Origin of the sequence: Cohnella sp. GbtcB17, from assembly GCF_019091135.1 — a bacterium.
Taxonomy (GTDB): domain Bacteria; phylum Bacillota; class Bacilli; order Paenibacillales; family Paenibacillaceae; genus Cohnella.
In genome coordinates this window covers 150346-172771 of sequence record NZ_JAGXJW010000006.1, presented here as the reverse complement: position 1 = coordinate 172771, position 22426 = coordinate 150346, and the positions used below count along the sequence as shown (strand labels likewise).

Annotated in this window: 17 protein-coding genes; 8 read left to right on the top strand and 9 right to left on the bottom strand. The window is 61.5% G+C overall.

Features of this window, described 5'->3' with window-relative positions:
* Positions 1–63: 63 nt before the first annotated feature.
* Entirely contained in the window at positions 64–510 is a 447-nt protein-coding gene (locus KVT38_RS05035; RefSeq protein ID WP_217592594.1) for a MarR family winged helix-turn-helix transcriptional regulator, read from the bottom strand.
* Positions 511–765: 255 nt separating this feature from the next.
* On the opposite strand from KVT38_RS05035, the gene KVT38_RS05030 reads away from it, so the two are divergent.
* Genes KVT38_RS05030 through KVT38_RS05020 form a run of 3 tightly spaced genes read left to right on the top strand, consistent with a single transcriptional unit; the run spans position 766 to position 2413 of the window.
* Complete coding sequence (locus KVT38_RS05030) at positions 766–1335, top strand: Hcp family type VI secretion system effector (protein WP_217592593.1); 570 nt, start codon at positions 766–768, stop codon at positions 1333–1335.
* 31 nt (positions 1336–1366) lie between these two features.
* On the top strand, positions 1367–1519 hold the full coding sequence (locus tag KVT38_RS05025; protein WP_217592592.1) for a paeninodin family lasso peptide: 153 nt from the start codon (positions 1367–1369) through the stop codon (positions 1517–1519).
* A gap of 57 nt (positions 1520–1576) precedes the next feature.
* Positions 1577–2413 (top strand): type VI secretion system tube protein Hcp, encoded by an 837-nt coding sequence (locus tag KVT38_RS05020; RefSeq protein WP_217592591.1) that lies wholly within the window; start codon positions 1577–1579, stop codon positions 2411–2413.
* 75 nt (positions 2414–2488) lie between these two features.
* Here the strand turns inward: KVT38_RS05020 and KVT38_RS05015 are convergent, their stop codons facing one another.
* Complete coding sequence (locus tag KVT38_RS05015; protein ID WP_217592590.1) at positions 2489–3958, bottom strand: alpha-amylase; 1470 nt, start codon at positions 3956–3958, stop codon at positions 2489–2491.
* A gap of 246 nt (positions 3959–4204) precedes the next feature.
* Here KVT38_RS05015 and KVT38_RS05010 point away from each other — a divergent pair, with 246 nt between their 5' ends.
* Together KVT38_RS05010 and aguB are read left to right on the top strand one after the other, a co-directional pair.
* Positions 4205–5206, top strand: a complete 1002-nt coding sequence (locus KVT38_RS05010) for an agmatine deiminase family protein (RefSeq protein WP_483298157.1) — start codon at positions 4205–4207, stop codon at positions 5204–5206.
* Between the two features lie 264 nt (positions 5207–5470).
* Complete coding sequence (aguB, locus tag KVT38_RS05005) at positions 5471–6346, top strand: N-carbamoylputrescine amidase (protein ID WP_217592588.1); 876 nt, start codon at positions 5471–5473, stop codon at positions 6344–6346.
* A 105-nt stretch (positions 6347–6451) separates the two neighbouring features.
* Here the strand turns inward: aguB and KVT38_RS05000 are convergent, their stop codons facing one another.
* Both KVT38_RS05000 and KVT38_RS04995 read right to left on the bottom strand, forming a co-directional pair.
* Positions 6452–7528, bottom strand: a complete 1077-nt coding sequence (locus tag KVT38_RS05000; RefSeq protein ID WP_217592587.1) for a Gfo/Idh/MocA family protein — start codon at positions 7526–7528, stop codon at positions 6452–6454.
* Between the two features lie 141 nt (positions 7529–7669).
* Complete coding sequence (locus KVT38_RS04995) at positions 7670–8782, bottom strand: citrate synthase/methylcitrate synthase (protein WP_217592586.1); 1113 nt, start codon at positions 8780–8782, stop codon at positions 7670–7672.
* 461 nt (positions 8783–9243) lie between these two features.
* Here KVT38_RS04995 and KVT38_RS04990 point away from each other — a divergent pair, with 461 nt between their 5' ends.
* Complete coding sequence (locus tag KVT38_RS04990; protein WP_217592585.1) at positions 9244–10668, top strand: RtcB family protein; 1425 nt, start codon at positions 9244–9246, stop codon at positions 10666–10668.
* Between the two features lie 5 nt (positions 10669–10673).
* Entirely contained in the window at positions 10674–12008 is a 1335-nt protein-coding gene (locus KVT38_RS04985; protein WP_254638990.1) for an AAA family ATPase, read from the top strand.
* A gap of 225 nt (positions 12009–12233) precedes the next feature.
* Here the strand turns inward: KVT38_RS04985 and KVT38_RS04980 are convergent, their stop codons facing one another.
* On the bottom strand, positions 12234–12686 hold the full coding sequence (locus tag KVT38_RS04980) for an Lrp/AsnC family transcriptional regulator (RefSeq protein ID WP_217592584.1): 453 nt from the start codon (positions 12684–12686) through the stop codon (positions 12234–12236).
* Between the two features lie 170 nt (positions 12687–12856).
* Between KVT38_RS04980 and KVT38_RS04975 the strand changes: the two genes are divergently transcribed.
* Positions 12857–13522 carry a YitT family protein gene (locus KVT38_RS04975; protein ID WP_217592583.1) on the top strand — a complete coding sequence of 222 codons (666 nt, stop codon included), beginning with the start codon at positions 12857–12859 and terminating at the stop codon, positions 13520–13522.
* Between the two features lie 120 nt (positions 13523–13642).
* On the opposite strand, the gene KVT38_RS04970 is transcribed toward KVT38_RS04975, so the two are convergent.
* From KVT38_RS04970 to KVT38_RS04955, 4 genes are all read right to left on the bottom strand, one after another.
* Positions 13643–14569, bottom strand: coding sequence for an exo-alpha-sialidase (locus KVT38_RS04970; protein ID WP_217592582.1), 927 nt, complete (start codon positions 14567–14569; stop codon positions 13643–13645).
* A gap of 35 nt (positions 14570–14604) precedes the next feature.
* Entirely contained in the window at positions 14605–18324 is a 3720-nt protein-coding gene (locus tag KVT38_RS04965) for an OmpL47-type beta-barrel domain-containing protein (protein ID WP_217592581.1), read from the bottom strand.
* Between the two features lie 37 nt (positions 18325–18361).
* Positions 18362–20716, bottom strand: coding sequence for a helix-turn-helix domain-containing protein (locus KVT38_RS04960; protein WP_217592580.1), 2355 nt, complete (start codon positions 20714–20716; stop codon positions 18362–18364).
* Positions 20717–20778: 62 nt separating this feature from the next.
* Positions 20779–22377, bottom strand: a complete 1599-nt coding sequence (locus KVT38_RS04955) for an extracellular solute-binding protein (RefSeq protein WP_217592579.1) — start codon at positions 22375–22377, stop codon at positions 20779–20781.
* Between the last annotated feature and the right edge of the window lie 49 nt (positions 22378–22426).

Here is a 22426-nt window from a genome sequence, read left to right as displayed (position 1 = left end):
CAAATGAGCGAAAAAGGCGCGGAACGCGAGAGTCCGGCCAATACGGCGCAACTCAGCCGCAACTCAGCCATTACTCAGCTTGCTGAGCAATCCGAGCAGTTGGCGAAGTTCAGCCTCTTCCAGCCGGCTCATGAGCGTCTCGAGCACCTCCCGATTGCCCGGCAGCGCATCGAGCAGCAGCCGCTCTCCCTCGGGCGTCAGCGTCGCGCGCCGTCTGCGGCCGTCCGCCGGATCTCCGGCGATCCGCACATAGCCTTCTCTGGCAAGCGGCACGAGCAGCACGCTGATATTCGCCTTGGTAACGCCGATTCGCTCGGCGAGCACAGAGGGCAGCAGCGATCCGCCGGCCTTCGCGAGCTCGACGAGGATGCGGACGCGGGCGCCGTTCAGCCCTCGCGACTGCCAGTACTTCTCGGATACGCCGATGAGGCTCGCCGTCGTCTCGACCAGCGCAAAAAAAGCGCGTACCTTGGGCGGCTGCTCCGACACGTACCCTTGCAGATCCTCCATGCGATCTTCTCCATTTGATTAAATATTTAACTATTTGGAGCATACGACAGCCGGCCGCGGATGTCAATCGACGTCCCATCGACGCCCCTTCAGAAGCGCCCCCGCCGCCCGCTCGGCGTTTTGACGCTTTGCTTCGCCAGCACCATTACAGCAGTCCGTCTTTGGCGATGCGCTTTTGCAGGATAGCTCTAGGCAGGCTGAATGATGTATGCTATTATCGATACGAATTGTATCATAATTGAGGAGCTGATCGTTTTGTCCGCACGCTTTATGCCAAAGACCGCTTTATTTCTGCTCGTCCTCGCGATCCTCGCTTTTGCTTCTCCCCTATCCGCTTCCGCAGCGGGCGGATCCTACATTTTGCTGACGCTGGACAAGATCAGCGGCGACAGCCAGGTCGACGGCGCCAAAGGGGCGATCGACATTACGTCCTTCCAGTTCGGCGCATCGAACTCGGCTCCCTCGCCGGGCAACGGCGGCAGCGGCGGCGGAAAACCGACATACTCGGAGTTCGTCCTGACCAAGCTGCAGGATTCGGCCTCCATCCCGCTGCTGCAGAGCCTGACGACGGGCAAAGCGATCAAAAGCGGAACGATCGCCTTCTACAACGGGCAAGGCAAGAAGCCTTACCTGACGATCAAGCTCGACAACGTCTACGTCACTTCCGACGCGTACAGCGCAGGCAGCGACGGAAGCCGAATCTCGGAATCGCTGTCGCTCCAGGCCGGCAAAGTGACGTTCACCTACCAGGGCGTCGACGCCAAGGGACAGCCGCTGCCGCCGCAAACCTTCGAGTACGACCTGGGCAAAAACGCAACCAAATGACCTTATTTCATTTAAAAAGGAGTTGTGCCGCATGAGCGAGACGATCGAAGGGAAGGCCAGGCTGCCATGGCAGGCGCCTGCGCTCGAGACGCTGACCGTCAAGGAAACGATGGACGAAGGCGGCCTGTGGGCGTTTACGCCGAAGGACGATTTTTACCAACGCAGCTTACTGCTGGACAGTTGATCCCCGACGCACGACGGAGCCGTTCGCGGGCATCCGCCGATAAAGGAGTAGATCGATTTGCTCGCTAGATTATTGAAATGGGGTCTCATTGCGGCACTCGTCTCCGGCACGCTGCTCCTGTCGCCCTCCAGACCGTCCGCCAGCGCGGCGGAAGCCGATCTCCCCTCAATTTTGCTGACACTGGACGGCATTCCCGGCGAGTTCGACGGCAAGGACAAACAACTGAAGGACGCGATCGTCGTAAACGGCTTTCATTACGGCGTGACGGCGGAAGCCCCCGCAGGCGGCAGCGGCGCCGGCAAACCGGAGCCCTCTATGGTGACGGTCGTCAAATCGCTCGATTCGTCCTCGCTGCCGCTGCTTCGCGCGCTGACGGAGGGCAAGGCCATCAAGGATGGCTACTTGTACTTCCAGACGCGCAGCGCGGGCCAGAGCCGGACTTATATGGTCGTGCATCTGACGGACGTCAGGGTGACGGGCTACAGCTCGACTTCGGGCAGCCAGCGTCCGGAAGAGTCAATCTACCTGAGCGCGCAATCCGTGCTGTTTAAGTACATGCCCGAGCAGCCGGGCGGAGGGACCGACCCGGATCCGGCCGGCGAGGTACTGACCAAGTATCACTTCGAACCGATACAAGCCGTCACTTCCAAAGGCAATCCTTACGTAAAAGGTTTTAAGGTCACGCTCCGGGCCGACGGCACCGGCGATGCTCCCGCGCAGACCCGCTACCGCGTGAACGGCGGCGCCTGGATCGATTATACGGGCCCGTTCGAGATCTACGCGGCGGACACGCATACGGTCGAATACTACAGCGTCGGCGGCGACGGTCGCATCGAGGCGACCAACGTGATGGACTTCGATCAAGGTACCTTTACCGGTCACGGCTCTTATTAGTTCGACCAAGCTTACAAGCAGAAACCCCGCGCAGTCGCGCGGGGTTCTACTGCTTATCGGCCTCTTTCGCGCGACTCATACCGGATCGGGCAACGCCCATACCGATACGCTGCCGCCGTTTGCCGGGAAGATGCCGAAGCCGTCTTCCCCGATGACGACCTTATCCTCGCGCGTCTGCGTGAAGTCGACCCATTCTTCTCCCGCCCGATGATCGCCGACGTACATTTTTTTCTCGCCGCCCTCGCCGGTGCAGACGACGACCGCGCAGCCGGACCGCTCGATCTCGGCGACGCCGCGCCGCACCCAACCGATCAGCCGCGGATCGTCGAAGTAGTCCTCCTGCTCGCCGTACGCTTTGTGATGGCGGCTGTAGAGCAGCGGGTCGGTCGCCATTTTCTTGCCTTCGATCTCCTCTTCGTCTCCCCCGATGTGAAAATAGTCGCCGTAAAAGACGCACGGATACCCGCCTTCCCGCAGCAGGATGAGCGCATACGCGCTCTGCTTGAACCAGTCCGCGATCCATGACTCCAGCGCTTCGCCCGGCTGCGAATCGTGATTGTCGACAAAGGTGACGGCGTTGGTCGGATTCGTCTGCACAAGCGTGCCGTCGAACAGCTTCGTCAGGTCGTAGTCGGCCCCTTTTTCCGAAGCTTCGTGCAAATTGTAGTGCAGCCGCACGTCGAACAGGCTGATGCGGCCTCCGACCTGCTCGAGGAACTTTTGGCAAGCGCCCGGGTCGCTGTTCCAAAATTCGCCGACGATAAAGAACCGGTCGCCCCGTTCGGCGTACATCGCCTCGGTAAAGTCCCGCACAAAAGTATGGTCGATATGCTTGATCGCATCGAGGCGGTAGCCGGCGCAGTCCAGCGTATCCGCGAGCCATTTTCCCCATTCGATCATCTCGCGCCGCACGTCCGGGTGGCGATAGTCGATATTGGCGTACATGAGATAGTCGTAGTTGCCGAAGGCGTCGTCGACGTTATCGTTCCACCCCTTGCCCTCGCCGACGATCCGGTAGATCCCCTGCCGGTCCTCGCGCGCGTCGCAGTCGGTGCCGTTGAAATGCTCGAAGTTCCACTTGAACGAAGAATACGCATCCCCGCGCCCCGGAAAATCGAACTTCGTCCAGCCCTCGATGTCGAAGGGCTCGGAGATGTCCGAGAGCCGGTTGTCCGCCTCCACCTCGACGACCTGGAACGTCTCCGTCCCGTCCGCGCCCGCCTTGTGGTTCATGACGAGGTCCGCATAGACGCCTACGCCCGCCTCGCGGCAGGCTTCGATCGCCTCAAGCAGCTCCTCCTTCGTGCCGTACTTCGTACGCACGCCGCCCTTCTGGTCGAACTCGCCCAGATCGTACAGGTCGTACACCGCATAGCCCGTATCTTCGGGCGACACGGCCTTCGTGGGCGGCGGAATCCAGACGGCGTCGATGCCGCGGTCCTTGAGCCTCGGCGCGAGCTTCGCGAGACGGCGCCAGTGCTTGCCGTCGGCCTCGAGATGCCACTCGAAAAATTGCATGATCGTATGATTGCGCTCGCGTTCCATTCGGCGGCCTCCATTATATGTAGGTGCGTGTTTGTCCGGCATTGATCCGTTCCACCAAAGACTTACCTCAACCGGCGCGCGCGTAAACAAATCCGGACGCCGCTCCAGCCGCGCCATTAAGTGCGTACATTGAGATCGCGGCCCGATTCGTATATGATGATGGAGAACTTAAGCGGCATCCGTTTCCGTTCAACTTTTGAGCAAAGCGAGCTGAATCTCTTGTTCCCACGAGACCTTCAATATAAAATGCCGGCCGAATGGGCGCGGCACGAACGCACCTTCATGTCCTGGCCCGTACGGGACTCCATGGTCTATCCGGACGACCACGAATCCGTCTGCGGCGGCTACGCGCAGGTCGTCCTGGCGATCGCCGAGTTCGAGCCCGTCAGCGTGCTCGTCAACGAAGCGGACCTGGCGCTCGCGAAGCGTCATCTGGACGCGCCGGGCATCGAGCTCGTGCCGATCGCGCACAGCGACGCCTGGCTGCGGGACAACGGCCCGACCTTCCTCGTCGGCCCGAACGGCGAGCTGGGCGGCGTGAACTGGCGCTTCAACGCCTGGGGCGGCAAGTACGCGCCCTGGGATCTGGACGACGCGGTGGCGCCGCAAATTCTCGAACGCCTCGGCGTGCGCCGTTTCGGCGCCCCGGTCGTCATGGAAGGCGGCTCGATTCACGTCGACGGCGAAGGCACGCTGCTCACGACCGAGGAGTGCCTGCTGAACGTCAACCGCAATCCCGAGCTGAGCCGGGAGCAGATCGCGGAGCTGCTCAAGCAGTACGTCGGCATCGACAAGATCATCTGGCTGAACCGCGGCCTCGCCGGCGACGAGACGGACGGGCACGTGGACAACATCGCCTGCTTCGCGGCGCCTGGCAAGGTCATTATCCAGACGTGCTACGACCCGTCGGACGAGAACTACGAGATCACGCAGGAAAATCTGCGCATCCTTCGCGAAGCGACCGATGCCAAGGGACGGAAGCTCGAGATCGTCGAGCTCCCGCAGCCGCCGCTCGCATCGTTCGAGGAGAGCCGGCTCACGCTGAGCTACCTGAACTTCTACTTCGTCAACGGCGGCATCATCCTGCCGGTCTTTGGCGGCGCCGCCGAGGAGACGGACCGCGAGGCCGCGCGCATACTGGCTGAGACGTTCCCGGACCGCCGCATCCGCACCGTGGACGGCATGGCGATCATCAAGGAAGGCGGCAACGTCCACTGCACGACGCAGCAGATGCCGGCGCGGGGCTGAGTGCCACCTTGGGATTCGGCTGCTGAGGTAGATAATTGTTAAAAAGCATCTATTTCGTCTCGTGCCGACCGGCTCGGGCGAAATAATGGTTCAAAAGCATCTATTTCACCCGAATGGTCGCAGGTCCGCGTTTTTCTGGCCCATTAACTGCTTTTTAACCGTTATTCTTGATTTGTTCCGCCGCGTGGCGATAAATAACTGCCTTATAACCACTAATCTCTGCCAGTCTGCGAGGAGTCGCATACAAAAAGGAGGAACTTCCGAATGAGAAAAGTCAAAGTGGCGGCTACCCAGATGAGCTGCTCCTGCGATATCGACGAGAACATTGCCAAAGCGGACAAGCTCGTGCGCGAGGCTGCGGCCCAAGGCGCGCAGATCATCCTGCTGCAGGAGCTGTTCGAAACGCCGTACTTCTGCCAGAAGGAGAAGTCGGATTACTACGTGTACGCGACCGAGCTTGAGCAAAACAAGGCCGTCAACCACTTTAGAAAAGTGGCCAAGGAGCTACAGGTCGTGCTGCCGATCAGCTTCTACGAGAAGAAAAACTACGCCCGCTACAACTCGCTCGCGGTTATCGACGCGGACGGCGAGATTCTCGGCCACTACCGGAAAAGCCATATTCCGGACGGTCCCGGCTACGAGGAGAAGTTCTACTTCAACCCCGGCGACACCGGGTTCAAGGTGTGGAACACGCGGTACGCCAAGATCGGCGTCGGCGTCTGCTGGGACCAATGGTACCCCGAGGCCGCTCGCTGCATGGCGCTCATGGGCGCCGAGCTGCTGTTCTATCCGACGGCGATCGGCTCGGAGCCGCAGGACGGCTCGATCGATTCCAAGGATCACTGGCAAATGTGTATGAGAGGCCACGCCGCCTCCAACCTGATGCCGGTCATCGCCTCCAACCGTATCGGGCGCGAGGAGGACGAGGATTCGTCCATCGACTTTTACGGTTCCTCGTTCATCGCCGGCCCGCAGGGCAACATGATCGAGGAAGCGGGCCATACGGAGGAAACAGTGCTGACCGCCGAGTTCGACCTCGACCAGCTCGAGATTCAGCGCATCGAGTGGGGCATCTTCCGCGACCGCCGGCCCGAGCTGTACCGCGTCATCGCCTCGTACGACGGCAGCACGACGATTTAACGCGCGGCCGACCGCGGCAATCAAAAGAACCTTTATCGGCGCTTCACGCCGTTAAAGGTTCTTTTTTTCGCTTAAAGGAGGCAAGCCATTTTCGCGCAGGTTGGTTCACGCCGACCAGATCTGCGTCTGCGAGACGACGGTCTCTCCGCTCTTCACGGCCTGCTGCATTAACAACCCGAGGTAATGATCCTGGCACGCTTCGGCCAGGCTGTAGAAGCCGGGCCCGCCGGCAGCGAAGCCCGCCATCCGCGCCAGGCATTCGGCGATGGCGAGCTCGTCGTCGGCCAGCCTGCCGGGCGCGAATTCGTTGCGATATACATACGCGTCGCCGCACAGGATGGCCTTCAGATAGAAGCCTTCCAGGTTGCCGTCATGACCCGCGTGGACGCGTCTGAGCTGCGTCTCCACCGGGCTTCGGTAATCGCGCAAATAACGGACTTCGAAGTTGTTGATCTCGCCCGCCTCGCCCCTGACGAGAAGACGCGGCGACCGGATCCAGGAGAAGTATTGGTCTCCGGTAAAATCGTACATGCCCAAACGGTCGCCGAAATCGAAGAACGCGATCGTCTGCGTAGACTCGACGATACGGCGGGCGGCGGGCGCCCCGTCCCGGCCGGGTCCCTCCGTGATCGGCGACCGGAAGGACAACCCCCGGATGGCGGCGTTCTCGAAGCCGATGCCGAGGAACCGCCGCAGCAGCACGATGCCGTGATAATCGTGCGCGGCGGACACCTCGGCCAGCGTGACGCGGCCGAGCTTGCCCGAACCCGCCACGGCCAGGCGGGCGGCATGGTTCGGCTGGAACGGATACTGCTCGGCCACCTGGATCCGGGCCTGGCTGCCGACCGAGCGATACAGCTCGGCCATCTCCTCCAGCGTCTGCGCCGGCGGCGTCTCGCACAAGGCAGGCATGCCGGCTGCGTGCAGCTCGCGCAGGACGTCCGGCGCGACGCTCCGCGGCACGCTGACGACGACGAATGCGGCATCGATGGCCGCCAGCAGTTCCCGCGTCGAGCCGAATACGGGGACGTCCCACTTCCGCCTGAACGCCTCCGCCTTGTCCGGACTGCGCACGACGACACCCGCGACTTCGAATCGCTCCGGCAGCGCCGCGGCGATCCGCAGGAAAAACTCGGCGCGCCATCCGCCGCCGACGATGCCGAACCGAACGGCGGCGCTCATCGCTGCCTCCGATTGCGGTCGCTCATAACTGCGGTAGTCCGTTTGCTCATGGATATAGGCTCCTTTGAAGAACGTGATCGCGACATAGGCCATGCAGTACGAAGAGTATACAACACCGGCATGGCGCGAGCCACGCCTTGCTTAAAGGAGCTGCTCCGAAGCCGCCGGCAGCGGGCCCACATAGCGGGACTGCGGCCGGAAGATGCGGTTGTGGCCGGCTTGCTCGAGCATATGCGCCGTCCAGCCGACGACGCGCGCGGCCGTGAACGTCGGCGTGAACAGCGCCGTCGGCAGCGCGATCGCCTTCATGATGGCGGCGGCGAAAAACTCGACGTTCGTGTGCAGCCGCCGCCCGGGTTTGTACTCGGCGAGCAGGCGCGTCGCCGTCTCCTCCACGTGCAGGGCGAGCGCGAACGCCGGATCGTCGCCGGTCAGGCCGCGCGTCACCGCGCGCAGCGCTTCGGCCCGCGGGTCGACGGTCTTGTAGATGCGATGGCCGGAGCCCATCAGCCGGCCGCCCCGCTCCAGCACGTCGCGCAGCCACGGCTCGGCGCGATCCGGCGTGCCGATCGCCTCCAGCATGGCGATTACTTCGCTCGGCGCGCCGCCGTGCAGCGGTCCGCCCATCGCGCCGATCGCCGCGCTGACGGCCGGGTACAGGCCGGCCTGGGTCGACAGCGCGACCCGCCCGGCGAAGGTGGACGCGTTCATGCCGTGCTCCATGCCGAGGACCAGATACGCCGTCAGCGCCCGGGCATGGTCGGGCTCGGGCCGGCGGCCCGTCAGCATGTACAGGTAGTTGGCCGCGTGGTCCAGCTCCGCGTCCGGCTCGACGGGCGCGAGTCCTTGCAAAGCGCGATGCCGATAGGCGATGATGCCGGGCACCAACGCCGTCATGCGCTCCGCCTGGTCCGCCCGCGGCGGCCATGCAGGCTCGGCTCCGTCCGCCAGCGCGGCGGCGGCCGCCTGCAGCACGCCCATCATCGGCAGCCCCGCGGGCAGCGCGTCCAGCAGGCGTCGCAATTCGTCCGGCAGGACGCGCGCCGCGGCCAAGCGCCCTTTCAACGCCGCCAGCTCGCGCTCGCCCGGCAGCTGGCCGTACCACAACAAATACGCCGTCTCCTCGAAGCCGCGACTCACCGCAAGGTCCTTTGCCCAATAACCCCTGTATACGAGATGCCCGCGCTCGCCGTCGACGTTCCCGATCTCGGTCTCCGCCGCCACGACGCCTTCCAATCCGGTTACGCTTGCCATTCGACACACACTCCCTTTGCTTGTTATTTTCAATATACATCGCCGAATCAATTGTGTATATTTATTGTATTTTTTAAGGATGAAAGATTTAGTTTATCAAAATACATGCCCATTATCCATTTTAATCAACCCTATTAACTTTTTTCATCAAAATGGTTGACAAGGTTTGGTTACGCCCCTTAATATAGCCATTATCTCATCAGAAAGGAGGCCGGCCGACATGACCGCTATTCAACTCACCAGCCGCTACGACACTTGGACCCAACTGAATATGCCGCTCGATGTCCGCCGGCCTCTACGGGCCGATCCAGCAGGCAGACCCGGATAATGCGCGTTCCCGCAGGGGAAGAGCGACGAATCCAGGGTGTTGTCTTGACGTATCCAAGGACCGCGAGCGAACCGGCTTGCGGTCTTTTTGTTTTTCCAAAAATTTAATGACGATAAGAGGTTAAACCGAACTTATGATACCGAACGAAACTTATTACCGGCGCATCGATCTGCCAGCGGGCGATCTCCACGTCTTCGCCGGGGACGCGCTGTTCCGTGCCATGGGTGCCAAGCCGCTCGAGATGGCAAACAACAATTTGCAAATTCCGAACATCCGCTACATGAGCTACACGCCGGACGCCCACGTCGGGGTCGGCACCTGCATCGGCACGACGGCCGTCTGGCAGGCGGACGAAGGCTTCGTCTCTCCGTCCATCGTCGGCAGCGACATCGGCTGCGGCATGCGGGTGCACCTGACGAACCTGGACGCGGGCGACCTGCAGGACGTCAAGCTCCGGCGCAAGCTGGTGAAGGCGATCGAGAAGCGGATTCCGACGGAAAATCACGTGCGCGGACACTTCTCCGATATCCGGCTCGAGGATGTACTGATCAAAGGTCTTCACGGACTGCCGGGCAAATACGTGCCCGACGCGTACACGCCTCGCCGGGCGACCTCGCTCACGCATGTGGAGCATGCCCGTTTCCGTTACGACGAAGGCGCCTTGAACCGGATCCCCGAGCATCTGTGGCACCGGGCCCATCGCCAGCTCGGCACGCTTGGCGGCGGCAATCACTTCGTCGAGCTGCAGGCCGTCACGCTGGACGAGGTCAATCGCGATATCGGCGAGCGCTGGGGGCTGCGCGACGGGCAGATCATCGTCATGATCCACTCGGGCTCGCGCTCGTGGGGCGGCGCCGTCAATCAACATTGCGGCTCCGAGGTCGTCAAGACGATGCGCAAGCTCGGCCTCGGCACCGCAGACCCGAAGCTCGCGTTCGCGCCGCTGGACAGCGAGGCGGGCGCCACGTACGTCAATCTGATGTATGCCGCGCTCAACTTCGCCGTCGTGAACCGCCATCTGCTCGCCTTTGCGGTGCGCGACGCGCTGCGCGAGACGCTGGGTCCGCAGGCCGAGACGCGTACGCTGTACGATCTCATGCACAACTATGCGCTGGAAGAAAGCCATAACGACGAGCCGCTGTTCGTGCACCGCAAGGGCGCGACGCGCTCCCTCCCGCCGGGCCATCCCGGTAATCCGGAGCCGTACATGGAGACCGGACATCCGGCGCTCATCCCCGGCTCGATGGGCACCTCCTCCTACCTGATGGTTGGCTTGCCTTCCGGGGCGCGCAACTATCATTCCATCTGCCACGGCGCCGGCCGGATCCGTTCCCGCAACGCGACCAAGCAGCTTGTCACCGTCGACGAATTCGCGGCATCGCTGCGCGTCGGCCAGGCGGACGAGGTCGTCGTCAACCATCGCGCGCTCGAGGCGATCATCGACGAGTCCCCGCAGGCTTACAAGGACGTCGATCAAATTATAGAAAGCGTCGCGGGCGCCGGTCTGGCGGCCGTCGTCGCCAAGTGCCGGCCGCTCGCGACAGTTAAAGGAGTATAAAATTTATGACATTAATGAATCCAAAAGCGCTGCGCCCTTTCCTCATCCGGCGGGACGACTATGCGGCGGAGCCGGCCGGCATGCAGGCCTACTTCGACTACACGATGGCCGTGCGCCGCATCGCGGATTGGCTTGACGAGCGCTACGGCTACGCGTTCAACCTTTATTATCAAGAAGACAGCGACGACGCCTGGGACGGGCTTGCGGACGACATTCGCGGCGGTTATCCGGGCGTAGAGCACGCGGCCAGCCTGTTCGATCTAGTTGAGACGCGGAGCTTCAAATATGCGTCCGATCCAGAGCCGGACGCCGGTCTTGCGCGCAAGCCGGACGCAGGCGGCGCACACGACATCCGCATGGCCGTCCGCAACAACCTGTTCGTCTACCCGGCGCACCACGTGGCATTCGCCCGTGTGCCTCGGCTTACGCAGTACGGGCTGGGCTACGAGGATCTCATCTTCGCGGAGAGCGACGCGCATCTTGGCAGCTTTCTGAGCGAGATGCGCGAACGGCAGCTGGCCGACCGGCAGCTGCTCGTGTTCACGGATACCCGCGACGGCCTTGAGCGCAGCCGCGAGACCGCGGAGCGCCCGGTCGACCGGGAGGGCGTGTTTATGGACGAGTCCCTGAAGGAGCAAGTCTTTCGTTCCGTGGATACGTTTTTCGCGGACGACCGCAGCTTCTATCAGACCTACGGCGTTCCTTACAAGCGGGGCATCCTGCTGTACGGCAAGCCGGGCAACGGGAAGACGACGCTCGTCAAATCGATCTCAGCTACCGTGAACGCGCCGGTCGCCTACTGGCAGATCACCGAGTTCACCGGCAGCGAATCGATCCAGCAGGTGTTCGACGCCGCGGTGAAGCTGGCCCCCATGGTGCTCGTCGTCGAGGACATCGACTCGATGCCGGAGTCGTGCCGTTCGTACTTCCTGAATACACTCGACGGGGCTACCTCGCGGGAAGGCATCTTCCTCATCGGCACGACGAACTATCCGGAGAAAATCGATCCCGCGCTTATGAACCGGGCCGGACGCTTCGATCGCGCCTACGAGGTCAAGCTGCCGAGCGAACCGCTGCGGCTGGCCTACCTGACCTACAAGGGAGCGGGACGACTGACGGAAGAGGCGGCACTGCCCGGGATAGCGCGCTTGACGGAGGGATTTACGTTCGCGCAGCTTGCCGAGCTGTACGTCTCCGCCGCGCTCGAGCTGCATCAGACCGGGGCCACGGATTGGGAACGGCTGATCGCGGGGATGAAAACCGATCTGTCCAAAGGACGGAGCCGGGAGTGGATGACCGAGAGCGCCGGGCGAAGAGTGGGGTTCTCGGCGGGGGACTGATGCCACGAATTAGGCGCTCAATCGCGTACTTTTGCGCGACGTCTTACGCAGGCCGCTTCGCTTTTACTCGATTAATGATGTACGCTGCGATAGATTAATCATCTTAAACGATTGCTTGCCCCCAGGGCAGCGCAAGGCAGTGCGAAGAGGCGGAGCGCCGGCAGCTCCGCCTTTTGGTTATGCGCTTTGCGCTTCCGCGGCGGATAAGATCCGGCCGGTCGGCGCTCAGGCGTCCGACGCCTCCGACTGCGGCAGCACCGCCCGCCCCGCTACGGGGGACGACAGAATGACCGACGTATTCAGCATGCCGCAGGGGATCAGCCGCTCGACGAGGCGGTTAAGCGCGTTTAGGTCCGTCACAGCCGCCTTAATGACGAATGTAACGGCGCCCGTCACGCGGTGGCACTCCAAAACGTCGCGTTCTTCCGCGATCCGGCGCTCGAACACGAGCGGCGATATCTTGAGCTCGCTGACCTGAATAATCACCTGTACGCTTCGTCCGACTGCCGGCGCCGATACAACGGCGCTGAAGCCTGTAATGATCCCCCGCTCCTGCAAGCGCGCGAGACGCTCCGAGACGCTGGGGCGGCTGAGCGACAGCCGCTTGGACAGCTCGCTGACCGTCATCCGGCCGTCCTCCTGCAGCAGCTTGAGCAGGCTGATGTCTATGCGATCCATGTAGATTCACCCTCACCTTCAAATTGCAGGACATCCGGCGCTTATTGTTTCAATGTGAGATTAAGTAACACAAAAGAGCTTCACTTCAACATTTCTCCGTGCTTCCTGGCTGCGTATCATGGAATATAACATTACTTCATGGTAGGCAATCAGAAGCGGAGGCGTTTGTCATGAATCATATCATGCATCAGCGACGCAGGGAATGGCTGCTCATCGTTCTGGGCTGCATCGTCACGGCCATCGGCGTATCGCTGCTGAAGGAAGCCCGGATCGTCACCGGGGGCAGCGCCGGATTGGCGCTCAGTCTCTCCTACTTGCTCCATATGAAGTTCCCGATTCTGTTTATTCTGATCAACCTGCCCTTCCTGCTGTTTGCCTGGGTCAAAATGGGCCGCTCGTTCACGCTCCGGACGATCGGGGCCATCGTCCTGCTGTCCGGCCTGACATCGCTCGAGGGGCTATTGCCCGCATACGGCTTGCCCGTCATGGGCGAAGCCGTCGCCGGCGGCGCGCTCGTCGGCATCGGCATCTGCATCCTGTTCAAAAACGGCGCATCGTTCGGCGGTTCGACGGTATTGGCACGCTATCTGCAGCTCAAATACGGGCGCGACCCCGGCAAGACCGGCTTCGCGTTCGACCTGGCGGTCATTGCGACGAGCCTGTCCGCCATTTCCCTCGGCGGCGCGCTGATCTCCGCGCTCTCGCTCGCGATCACCGGCACGGTGATATCGCTGTACAAGGGACGCTTGGACGCCGCGCGTGGCCGGGCGCCCGGTCAGGACGGCTCCGTCTCTGCCTCCGCTTCCACTTCCACTTCCTCCGTCGCGGCAGGATAAAAAACGCCAAAGAAAAACACCGAACGAATGGGTCGCTCGGTGTTTTCGTCGGTTTATCGCATAGCCCACGCAGTCGTGGAACGGCACCGCAGCCTTTGCGGTCGTTGTTTAACTCCTCCGCTATTCCGATCGCTCCGTCCTTTTGTGCGGCCAGTGCCACTCGACCAAGTCGTCGCTCCAAGCGATGCCGATACAGGCGTGCGTATCGAAAATGATCTCTTCGTTCTCCGGACCCGTTCCATGGAAGAACAGCAAATACTTCCCGATCCCTTCGATGCCCGTGCCATCCAGCAGAAATCCGGCTGTGATCCGGCCCCCCGCCCACGGCCATTCCGATTGTCCGAGCGTGAGCAGCGGCCCCTCGGGCACCCAATTCGTCAAATCCTTCGAGGTCATCATGCCGATGCCGTTCTCCGGCGAATGAAGCATCAGATAGCGATCGCGAAACCGGACGATGCATACATTCTCGCCGGCCGAGGGCTCGTGTCCGGCATACGTCCAATGCTTGAGATCGTAAGAATACGACATGCTGACGCCGTTCTGCTTGTAGAAGCACCACCATTTCCCCGGCTCCTCCGCGCTTGCGATCAGGTAAGGATCGATCATTCGCCCCATCTGCTCGACCGGAACGTCATCGCCCTTCACCCGAAGCAGCTCGGGCTGCGTCCAATGAAGAAGATCGGCACTTTCCATCGTATAAATACGCGCCGTTTCGTTGGCGTATTTCTCGCCGTCAGGACGAGGGTACGTCTGCAAGCACAGCACCCAGCGATCCTCGAAGCGCACGATGTTGCCCGGGCTCGAATAATTAAGACTGGCATCCCTCGGCGTCAACTTCCTCGGTTCGCTCCACCGGATCAGATCCCTGCTGTCGCATACGGCCGTATACAAGAAAACGCGTCCGTCTTCCTCGGTCTCCACGAGGGTGCAAAATAGCCGGTAAACGCCGTCGTGGTACAGCACCGCCGGATCGCGGCAGGCGACCCGGCTGCTCCCTTGAAGCACGACCGGCGACGGAATTCGGCTCAAAACGTCCCCTGGTGCCATCGGCATAACCTCCCGTTTAGAATAAAAACGCGACTTTATCTCTCGCTATCGATCCACTCGGCATCCCGGATCAGATAGCCGGCAGCCGCGGTCGATATATGCTTGCCGCTTTGCGCCTGCACTTCGTGCCGGAACGCCGCGAGATTCCCCCGGCTCAACTTCGCCAGCAGACTGTTCGCGATTCCCTGGCTGTCGATCCATCCTCGATCCGCAAATCGGCCGATCAGCCCCGTCAGCCCTTCCAAGGTGGGTGCCGTTCGGAAGGAGACGGCATGCTTCGCCGCGTTGCCCGCGCGATCGGCCGCATCCACCGTTAACGTATGCGTTCCCGGATCCAGCGTATAGAGCGGAATCGCCGCCCCCGGCGCAACCTCGAGACCGTCCAGCCTCGCCGCCGTCCGGTTATTATCCACGCCGGACAAATCATCCGCCGGCGTTATCTCAAGCGCCAGATCGCCGGCTCCGCTGTAGGTCTGTCCATCATAGGCGGCAAGATCGATCGCGGGAGCGGTGCGGTCGATGCGGAAGCTTATAGACTGCGGCTGCTCGTTATTCCCGGCATAATCCGTCGACCGGTAGCTGAGATCGTAAGTCCCGTCCGTATCGAACGTCATCGGAGCCGTGTAGAGCTGCCACGAGGCCCCCCCATTCAGGCTGTAGACGGTCTCCGCGACGCCCGCCACATCGTCGGTCGCTTGCAGCGCGACCGTGACGGGGCTCGCGTACCACCCGTCGGCGCCGTCGGGCTGCTCGGGCGACAGCGACGCCGTCGTGACGGGCGCCTCCGCGTCGACCGGAAGCCGATAAACGCCGAACTGCTTGATCGTAAACGGCGGCATATCGCCGACCTTCGTGTTGACGCCCAGCTGAATGCTGGCGATCTGGTCCAGATCCAGCCGAGTCACTGGATCGTTGCCGCCGAAAAGCGAGAAGTCGCTGAACGGCGCCCGGATCTGGTTCCAGCCCTGCTTGATCGCGTATCCGGACTGCGTGAAATACCGTGCGCCCGACGTTTCGTTAATAAATATCCGCATCGTCGTATCGGGAATGTCCGCATCCGCATAAAGGTAAAACGCAAAGCCCGATTCGTCCGTATAGTCGGTTCCGGCCGGCAGGTTCAGGAACGGGTAAGCCCACTTGTCCCCGCCTTCGGCGAATTGGTAATCGAATCGGACTTCGCCGGCCGCGGCTCCCGATGTCACGGTCCCCGTCCCCACAGGCGCGATCGCGTCGGGCAGATCCAGTCGCCAGCTTGCCGGATCTGCGGCTCCCGGAACCGGATCGCCGATCTCCACTTCGCTCAGGGTAATGACATTGGAGACGGAGCTCGTCGTCCGCTCGTCGCCGAATTTGCCCTGGAAGCGAACGGGCGACGAAAGATTGGCGACCACGTGCGGCCCGGCCGAGAGCGTGAACGTGACGACCGCCTTGCTGAACGGCGCCAGCGCCACCGGCCTGGACGCTTCGCCGAGCACCCAGCCGCCGAGCGCCTGACCTTCAATCGTGCCGGTCATCGGTTGGTCGTTCAAGTTGTAGACCTCGACGGACAGCGTCACGGGCTGATTCAACTGAAGAACATACCCGTTCTTCTTGCTGTTCGCTTGCAAGTCAGCCGGATAGCGCTGGAATAAGACGACGCGCTCCGCAGCCGTAAGCGGCTCGGCCTCCGCTTCGCTCTTGGCCGCCTGCGGTGCGGCCCCGGAAGTCAACCCTTCCGGTTCGCCATGCATGCGCACGTAGACGGGATCGGGTCCCGCTTCTATCGTATAGCTGCCGTCCCCGGCCGACGGCGCAAGCGATGTCTTCCGTCCCATCAGGTCCGTCCGAACGGCTTCGGACGTCTCTCCCTGCAGCGTCACTTGCCGGGACGAATCCGACCACAGCACCGACACGGTATCGTCGCCGTCCCGGAATACATAACCGGTCACGCCCGCCGGCAATTCCTGCAGTCGACCCGCATATTCGGCGCGGCCCATCGCCTCGGTCATGGCGGATACGGCGGTGTAGGACGCATACGGCGTAAAGGCCCGGCTGAACAGCCCCCAGAAGTTGGCGCCCTCCTGATAAGGCGGCGTCACGAAGACGAACTGCCGGTCCGCGCCTTGGGACAAGGATGTGACGGTCGACGTGACGGCATAGCGCGCTTGCAGCCGCTGCGCCTCTGCCGTCAGCTCCTCCGGCGGCGCCGCGGGAACGCCGAGACCCGCCTCGGTCACCCACATGGGCTTGCCTTCGCCCCCGAATTGATCCTTGAACTGCTCATGCGTGACGACACCTTCCGGGTATGGAATCACTGGCGTGTCCGTCCGGTATTGCTGATGGATATGGAAATTATAAATATCGATATAAGGGAAAATCTCGTTCTGCAGCATCAGCCTCGCATAGTTGCCCGGCAGGTAGGCGAGCCCGCCCATGGAGACCATCGGCTTCGCAGCCGAATCCGCATAGCCGATCGCAGCGGCCTTCAAAAAGGACGCATACTGGTCGGCCGGCTCGCTGTCGGTCGTGAACCCGTGATTTTGCTCGTTCCAAACCTCCCATGCCGCAACCTGGTCGCCGTAATAATCGGCGGAGTCATGGGCGAAACGGTAGGCGGCCAGCAAATCGGTCGGCAGCGTGCCCGTTCCGTTCCGCGTCCAGGCGGGAGAGCCCGCATACATGTCCAGAATGCGGATGCCCGCGGCGGATATCGCCTGAATGAACTTCTTGGACGGATCGGCGTCAAAATGGTACGAGCCCGAAGCCGGATTGACCGCATCGTTCCAACGGAACCGGTCGCGGATCCAGGTCACGCCGGACAGCTTCAACGCGGACACGAAATCGTCCATCTTGGCGCCGGGGACGAGCCAGGAAGCCGCCGTGTCCATGGCAAACGGCGTATCGGACAGTGCCTGACGCTCTGCAAGCGGAGCGACCACCGCAAAATAACCCGTTATCCGACTGTTTGTACCAGACAACTCGGCATTTACCGTGTAATGTCCCGCGGGAAGTGCGCCCAGGTCGACCGGCGCGCTTTTCTCGCCGGCGGAGACCGCTGCCGATTGCTCCGCAACGACGTCGCCCCAATAATCCCGAATCGCGTAGGAGACTTCGTCTCCCGCGGCAGCCGCGCCGTTCAAATAAACCGCGAACCTCACGGACACTCCCGCCTGAAAGACGCCGAGCTGCGCCTCGAACGACATCTCCTTGAGCTGCAGCGGCACCGGCGTCAGTCGGAGCCAATCGATAAACATCGTATACCGCTGGTCGGGCTGCACGCGCCGTTCCGTCACGCGGAAGGTGAGCGTGTTCTCCCCGGCCTGCAGCTCTACCGGATTCAGATGGTAGCTGCGGACGGTGCTGTTCACCTGACCGTATTCCACGGCATTGCTGACGCGGGCGAAGCTCCCGCCGTTCACCTTCAGGTCGTAGGGCGACGCCCAATTGATCGAAGGCGGCGTCGCAGCGATATCCAATTGGTAGGTCCCCGCCTTCGGCACCTGAACCCGGTACTCGGCCAAGTAGCCGTCGGCAGGCGCCTGCGCGTTGGTCAACACCGCCAGGTACTTGCCTTCGCTGTAACCCGAAGCGGTCTGCACGCCCGGCGCAAAATTCGTCGCGTTCGCGGCCTCTCCCTCTATGACGATCGCGCCCTCAGCCGCACCGTCGGCCGCGCCGGCAGACGCCGGCGCGAAAAGCCCAATGGGGAGCAGCAGGGCCGCCATCAGCAGACAAACGGTTTTTCCCATTCGATCGATAAATCGCATCCCTCTCATCCGCGCTTCCTCCTTCCGATTTGTACGGCGAAATGCGCTATTGCTTCAGATTTTCCCGCAGCACCTGGTCGCGGTACTCGCCCGGGGTCCTGCCCGTCTCGAGCTTAAACGCCTTGGTGAACGATTGGACGGTCAGGTAGCCGACTTCGAGGGCAATATCCCCGATCCGGTTGTGCGGGTCGCCGAGCAACTCCTTCGCTTTGGCGATCCGCTTGCGGCCGATCATGTCCTTGAGCGTCGTACCGGTCTCTTCCTTATAAATTTTGCGGAGATGAGACGTGCTGATGGCGAACGTATCGCTGATTCGCTCGACGGACAGATCGCCGCCAAGATGGGCTTCGACATAACGGTCGATGCCTTCGGCCAGCTCCTTGTTCTTGCGGCTGCGCTTCTGTTCCAGATGATCGAGAACCGTATCGTACAGCTGCTCCATGTAGCCGACCATTCGCCCCATCGTCTCCAGCCCGAGCAGATCCGTGTGCCTCAGCTGCTGGATGACAGGCTGGAAGCCAAGGTTGGCGTCGATCTCGTACACGCATCTGAGCGAAGAGGAGAACAGCTGCAAAAAGTAGTGCCGCACAACCTCGATTCGCCCGGCGTGATGCTCAAGCAAATAGGCCTCGAAATCTCGCAGCCCGCGGGAGACGCCTTCCCTGCTGCCCAGCTTGAATTGGGCGAGCAGATTCCGCTCGATGCCGAGGGGGTAGATGGCCGCTCCCCCTTCTGTCCTGACAGCCTCGTAGAAGATGACGTTGTTGTAGCCGTATACAAGCTTCTGCCTGACCGCCGCCTGCGCTTCGCCATAGCTCTCGCTCAGCGCCTGCAGCCCTTCGTGCGGGGTGCTCACGCCAACGGTGAAGGTCATCCCGGCAAACGCGTGAAGCGATTCGTGAAGCTGGCGGAACCATGGCTTGAGCTGCCCCATCCACGCCGCCGCTTCCGCGCCGGTGCCGCCGTACTGCAGGACGAGCGCCGTCTCGCCCGGTTCGGTCTCGACCAGATAGCCCTGCCAGGGCATTCGTTCGAACGCCTCTTTGTGCAGCAGCTCGGACAGCTTGAGCAGCAGCGTATTCCGCTCGGCCTCGTTCGTCTCCGCGCTGAACCGCGAGAAATCGTCCATGGAAACGATGGCGACGATAAAAGATCCCTTTTCCTCCAGATGCACGCCGTAATAGGCCAGTCGCTCCAGCGTCTGGGCCGTCACCCACTCGCCGCCGTCGGCAAGCCGCAGCAGGAACGTGTTGCGGCTCTGAATCTCGTAGTCCTTGAGCAGCATCGACAAATCGCGGTTGCGATCGATCAGCCGTCCGACATTCAGCTCGATCTGCGTCATCTCCTTCCCTGCGCCCCGATCCCCTGCCGGCGTGTCGGGATGCGCGCCCCGCAGCGTCGACAAGATCCGCGACAGCGGATGGAAGACGCGCCGCGACAGCAGGGCGGAGCCCGCCAGACTGAGCAGGACGGCGAGCAGGCAGATGACGACGGTTGCATTGCTCCACAGGCGCAGGCTGTGCGTGACCGCAGACTTCGGAACCGTGTAGATGTATATCCAGCCGCTCGGTTCGGACTTGACGTAGCAGACGAGCGACTTCGTGCCCTGCACGTTGGCGAACAGGCTGCCCGACTCTCCGTTCATCCGGGATACATCGAACGTGCCGGGCGTCCCGCCGAAGAACAGCGCCTCGTCCGACGACTTGTGGGACACGATCGTGCCTTCGCGGTCGGTGACGATCAGATGCGCGTTTTTGTTCGTATTCAAGGAGTTCATAATACGGACCAGGTAATCGCCTTTGATATTGATGACGACGTAGGCTGCGGGCTGCTTTCCTTTAAAAATGATCGGCAATGTTTTCACAATGGTGATGACCGGCTCCCGCTGCGCCGACGAGATCCCCGGCAGCGAGCGCGATCGGACGATTGACTTGGGCGACGGCTCGCCGGCGAGCGACTCGGCAAAGTCCCGATCGTCGAAAGCAGCCAGCGGCACGGCGCCCTGAACCGAAGAGAGCACCGCATGCGGACCGGTGTAGTAAATGTACAGCGAATGAATATGGTCACTCGCGAGCACGACGTTGTCCAGCCGGTGCTGGAATTGCAGCCGGCTGAAAATGTCCGATTGACGGTCTTCGTCCATGTAGCTGAGAAAGGAGGAGTCGAGCAGCACATTTTCCATCGCCTTGTTGACTTCGCCCAGCACGATCTCCTGACCGTTCTGGATGAGCTGAAGCGTATTGCTGTTGCTCTGGACGGCCTCCTTCCACAGCAAGGAAGACGAGGACGAATACAGGGCGTAGCCGGCCGTGAACGCGACCAGCAGCGACAAGGCGAGAAAGTAATAGAAATACTCGAACCAATTGCTTTGCATGAAGCGCGGTGTTTTTCTCTGTCTCAAAAGGCCCCCTCCTCCATGCAGCGGCAGAGCCGGGCGGCCCGGCTCCGCCTACGACGTTGCGCTTAGATGCCGGCTGCGGCCTGGGCCGACTTTAGTTCGTTGTACGACTTGATCTTGGCATCCAGAATCGTCTTGCCGCCCTTCTTTTTCCAAGTCTCGACATACTCATCCCACTTGGAGAGCGGTTCGGTGCCGGTGACGAACTTGATCAGCATTTCTTCCTCGTACTTGGCCACATCCGGCCCGTAGGTCTGCTCTTCCTCGGTCAGCGGAATGCCGTAGAACGCATCCTGATAAAGCGTATACTTCGAGGCTGCGTCGATAAAGCGATTGTTCTCGATCTGCACCGGGTCCGTCGTGGCGGCGCTCGCCTTGCCCGTCAAGTCCCCTCTGGAGACGAGCTGGCTGAGCGGGTCCAGCCACTTCTCGTCGAAGGCCTTCTGGCCTTCCGGCGTCCGAGGTTCCGTGACCGACGTATAATGCGTGCCCTTAATGCCGTAATGACTCAGCTCCCAGCCTTCGTCCGTCGCGAGATAGTCGAGGAACTTGATGGCCGCTTCCGGATTTTTGACCTTGGCGGAGATCGCGAGGGCTGCGCCTACCGTTCCGAACGAGTACATGCCGCTCTTGCCCTCCGGGCCGGCGATGCCGGGGGAGATCGGTTCCCACTTCGCGTTCGGCACGATCTCCTTCATCTTCAGCTGCTGCATAAGCTGCTGGGGTGCGATCGACCACCAGGCGTTGAAGTAGCCGATCTTGCCTTGCGCCAGCTTCTGCTGGGCTTGGTCCGGCTTGATCGTGAACAGCTCGGGGTCGACGACCTTGCCGTCCCAAAGCTTTTTAATATATTCGAGCGCAGCTTTGTATTCCGGCGAAACGGCGACCGGCGTGATCTTGTCGTCCTTCGCATAGCTGGCCATCGGCGTACTGCCGCCGATGAAGCCCGGAGCAATGCCATAGGCGCCGAAAATCGGCATAAACGATTCGGCATACGTATTGGCCGAGCCGAGGCCATAGGTGTCGTTCTTCCCGTTTTTGTCCGGATCGTCGAACGTAAACGCTTTCAGCATCGCTTCGAATTCGTCCAGATTGGCCGGCATCTTCAGGCCCAGCGATTCGAGCCAGTCGGCCCGTACGACCGGCACTTCCTTGCCCGCCTGGTTTTCGTAAGGGATGACGTACTGCTTGCCTTTATACTTCGTAAGCTCCCACAATTCCGGCTTGATCGCCTGCTTGAGATTGGGGCCGAACTTGTCCACATATTCGCTCAGCTCCAGAAAAAGTCCCTGGTCCACGTATTTCTGATAATCGAAGGAGCCCAGCCGGCTGATATCGGGAATATCGTCCGAAGCTGCAAGCACGTTGTATTTGTTGTTGAAGTCGTTGTTCGGGAACATCGTGACGTTCAGCTTGACGTTCGTCTTTTTCTCAAGCTCCGCGGTAACCGGGTTGTCGTTCTTCCATACCCGGCCGAGATCGGGCTGGATGAGCGATACCGGCACGGGGGAAGATGCGGTCTGCCCTGCTTGGGCGGACGCTTCTCCGCTTGCCGGTGCAGTCTCCTTCGAGTCGCCGTCGTTGCTGCATCCGGCTACGAGCGTTCCCGTCAGCGATAAAGCGGCGAGCGAGGCGGCAAAGCGGGCTTTCTTTTTCTTGTGCATTTCAATGATCTCCCTTTCATTCTGGGTTTTATTATAAGCCATAGAGGCT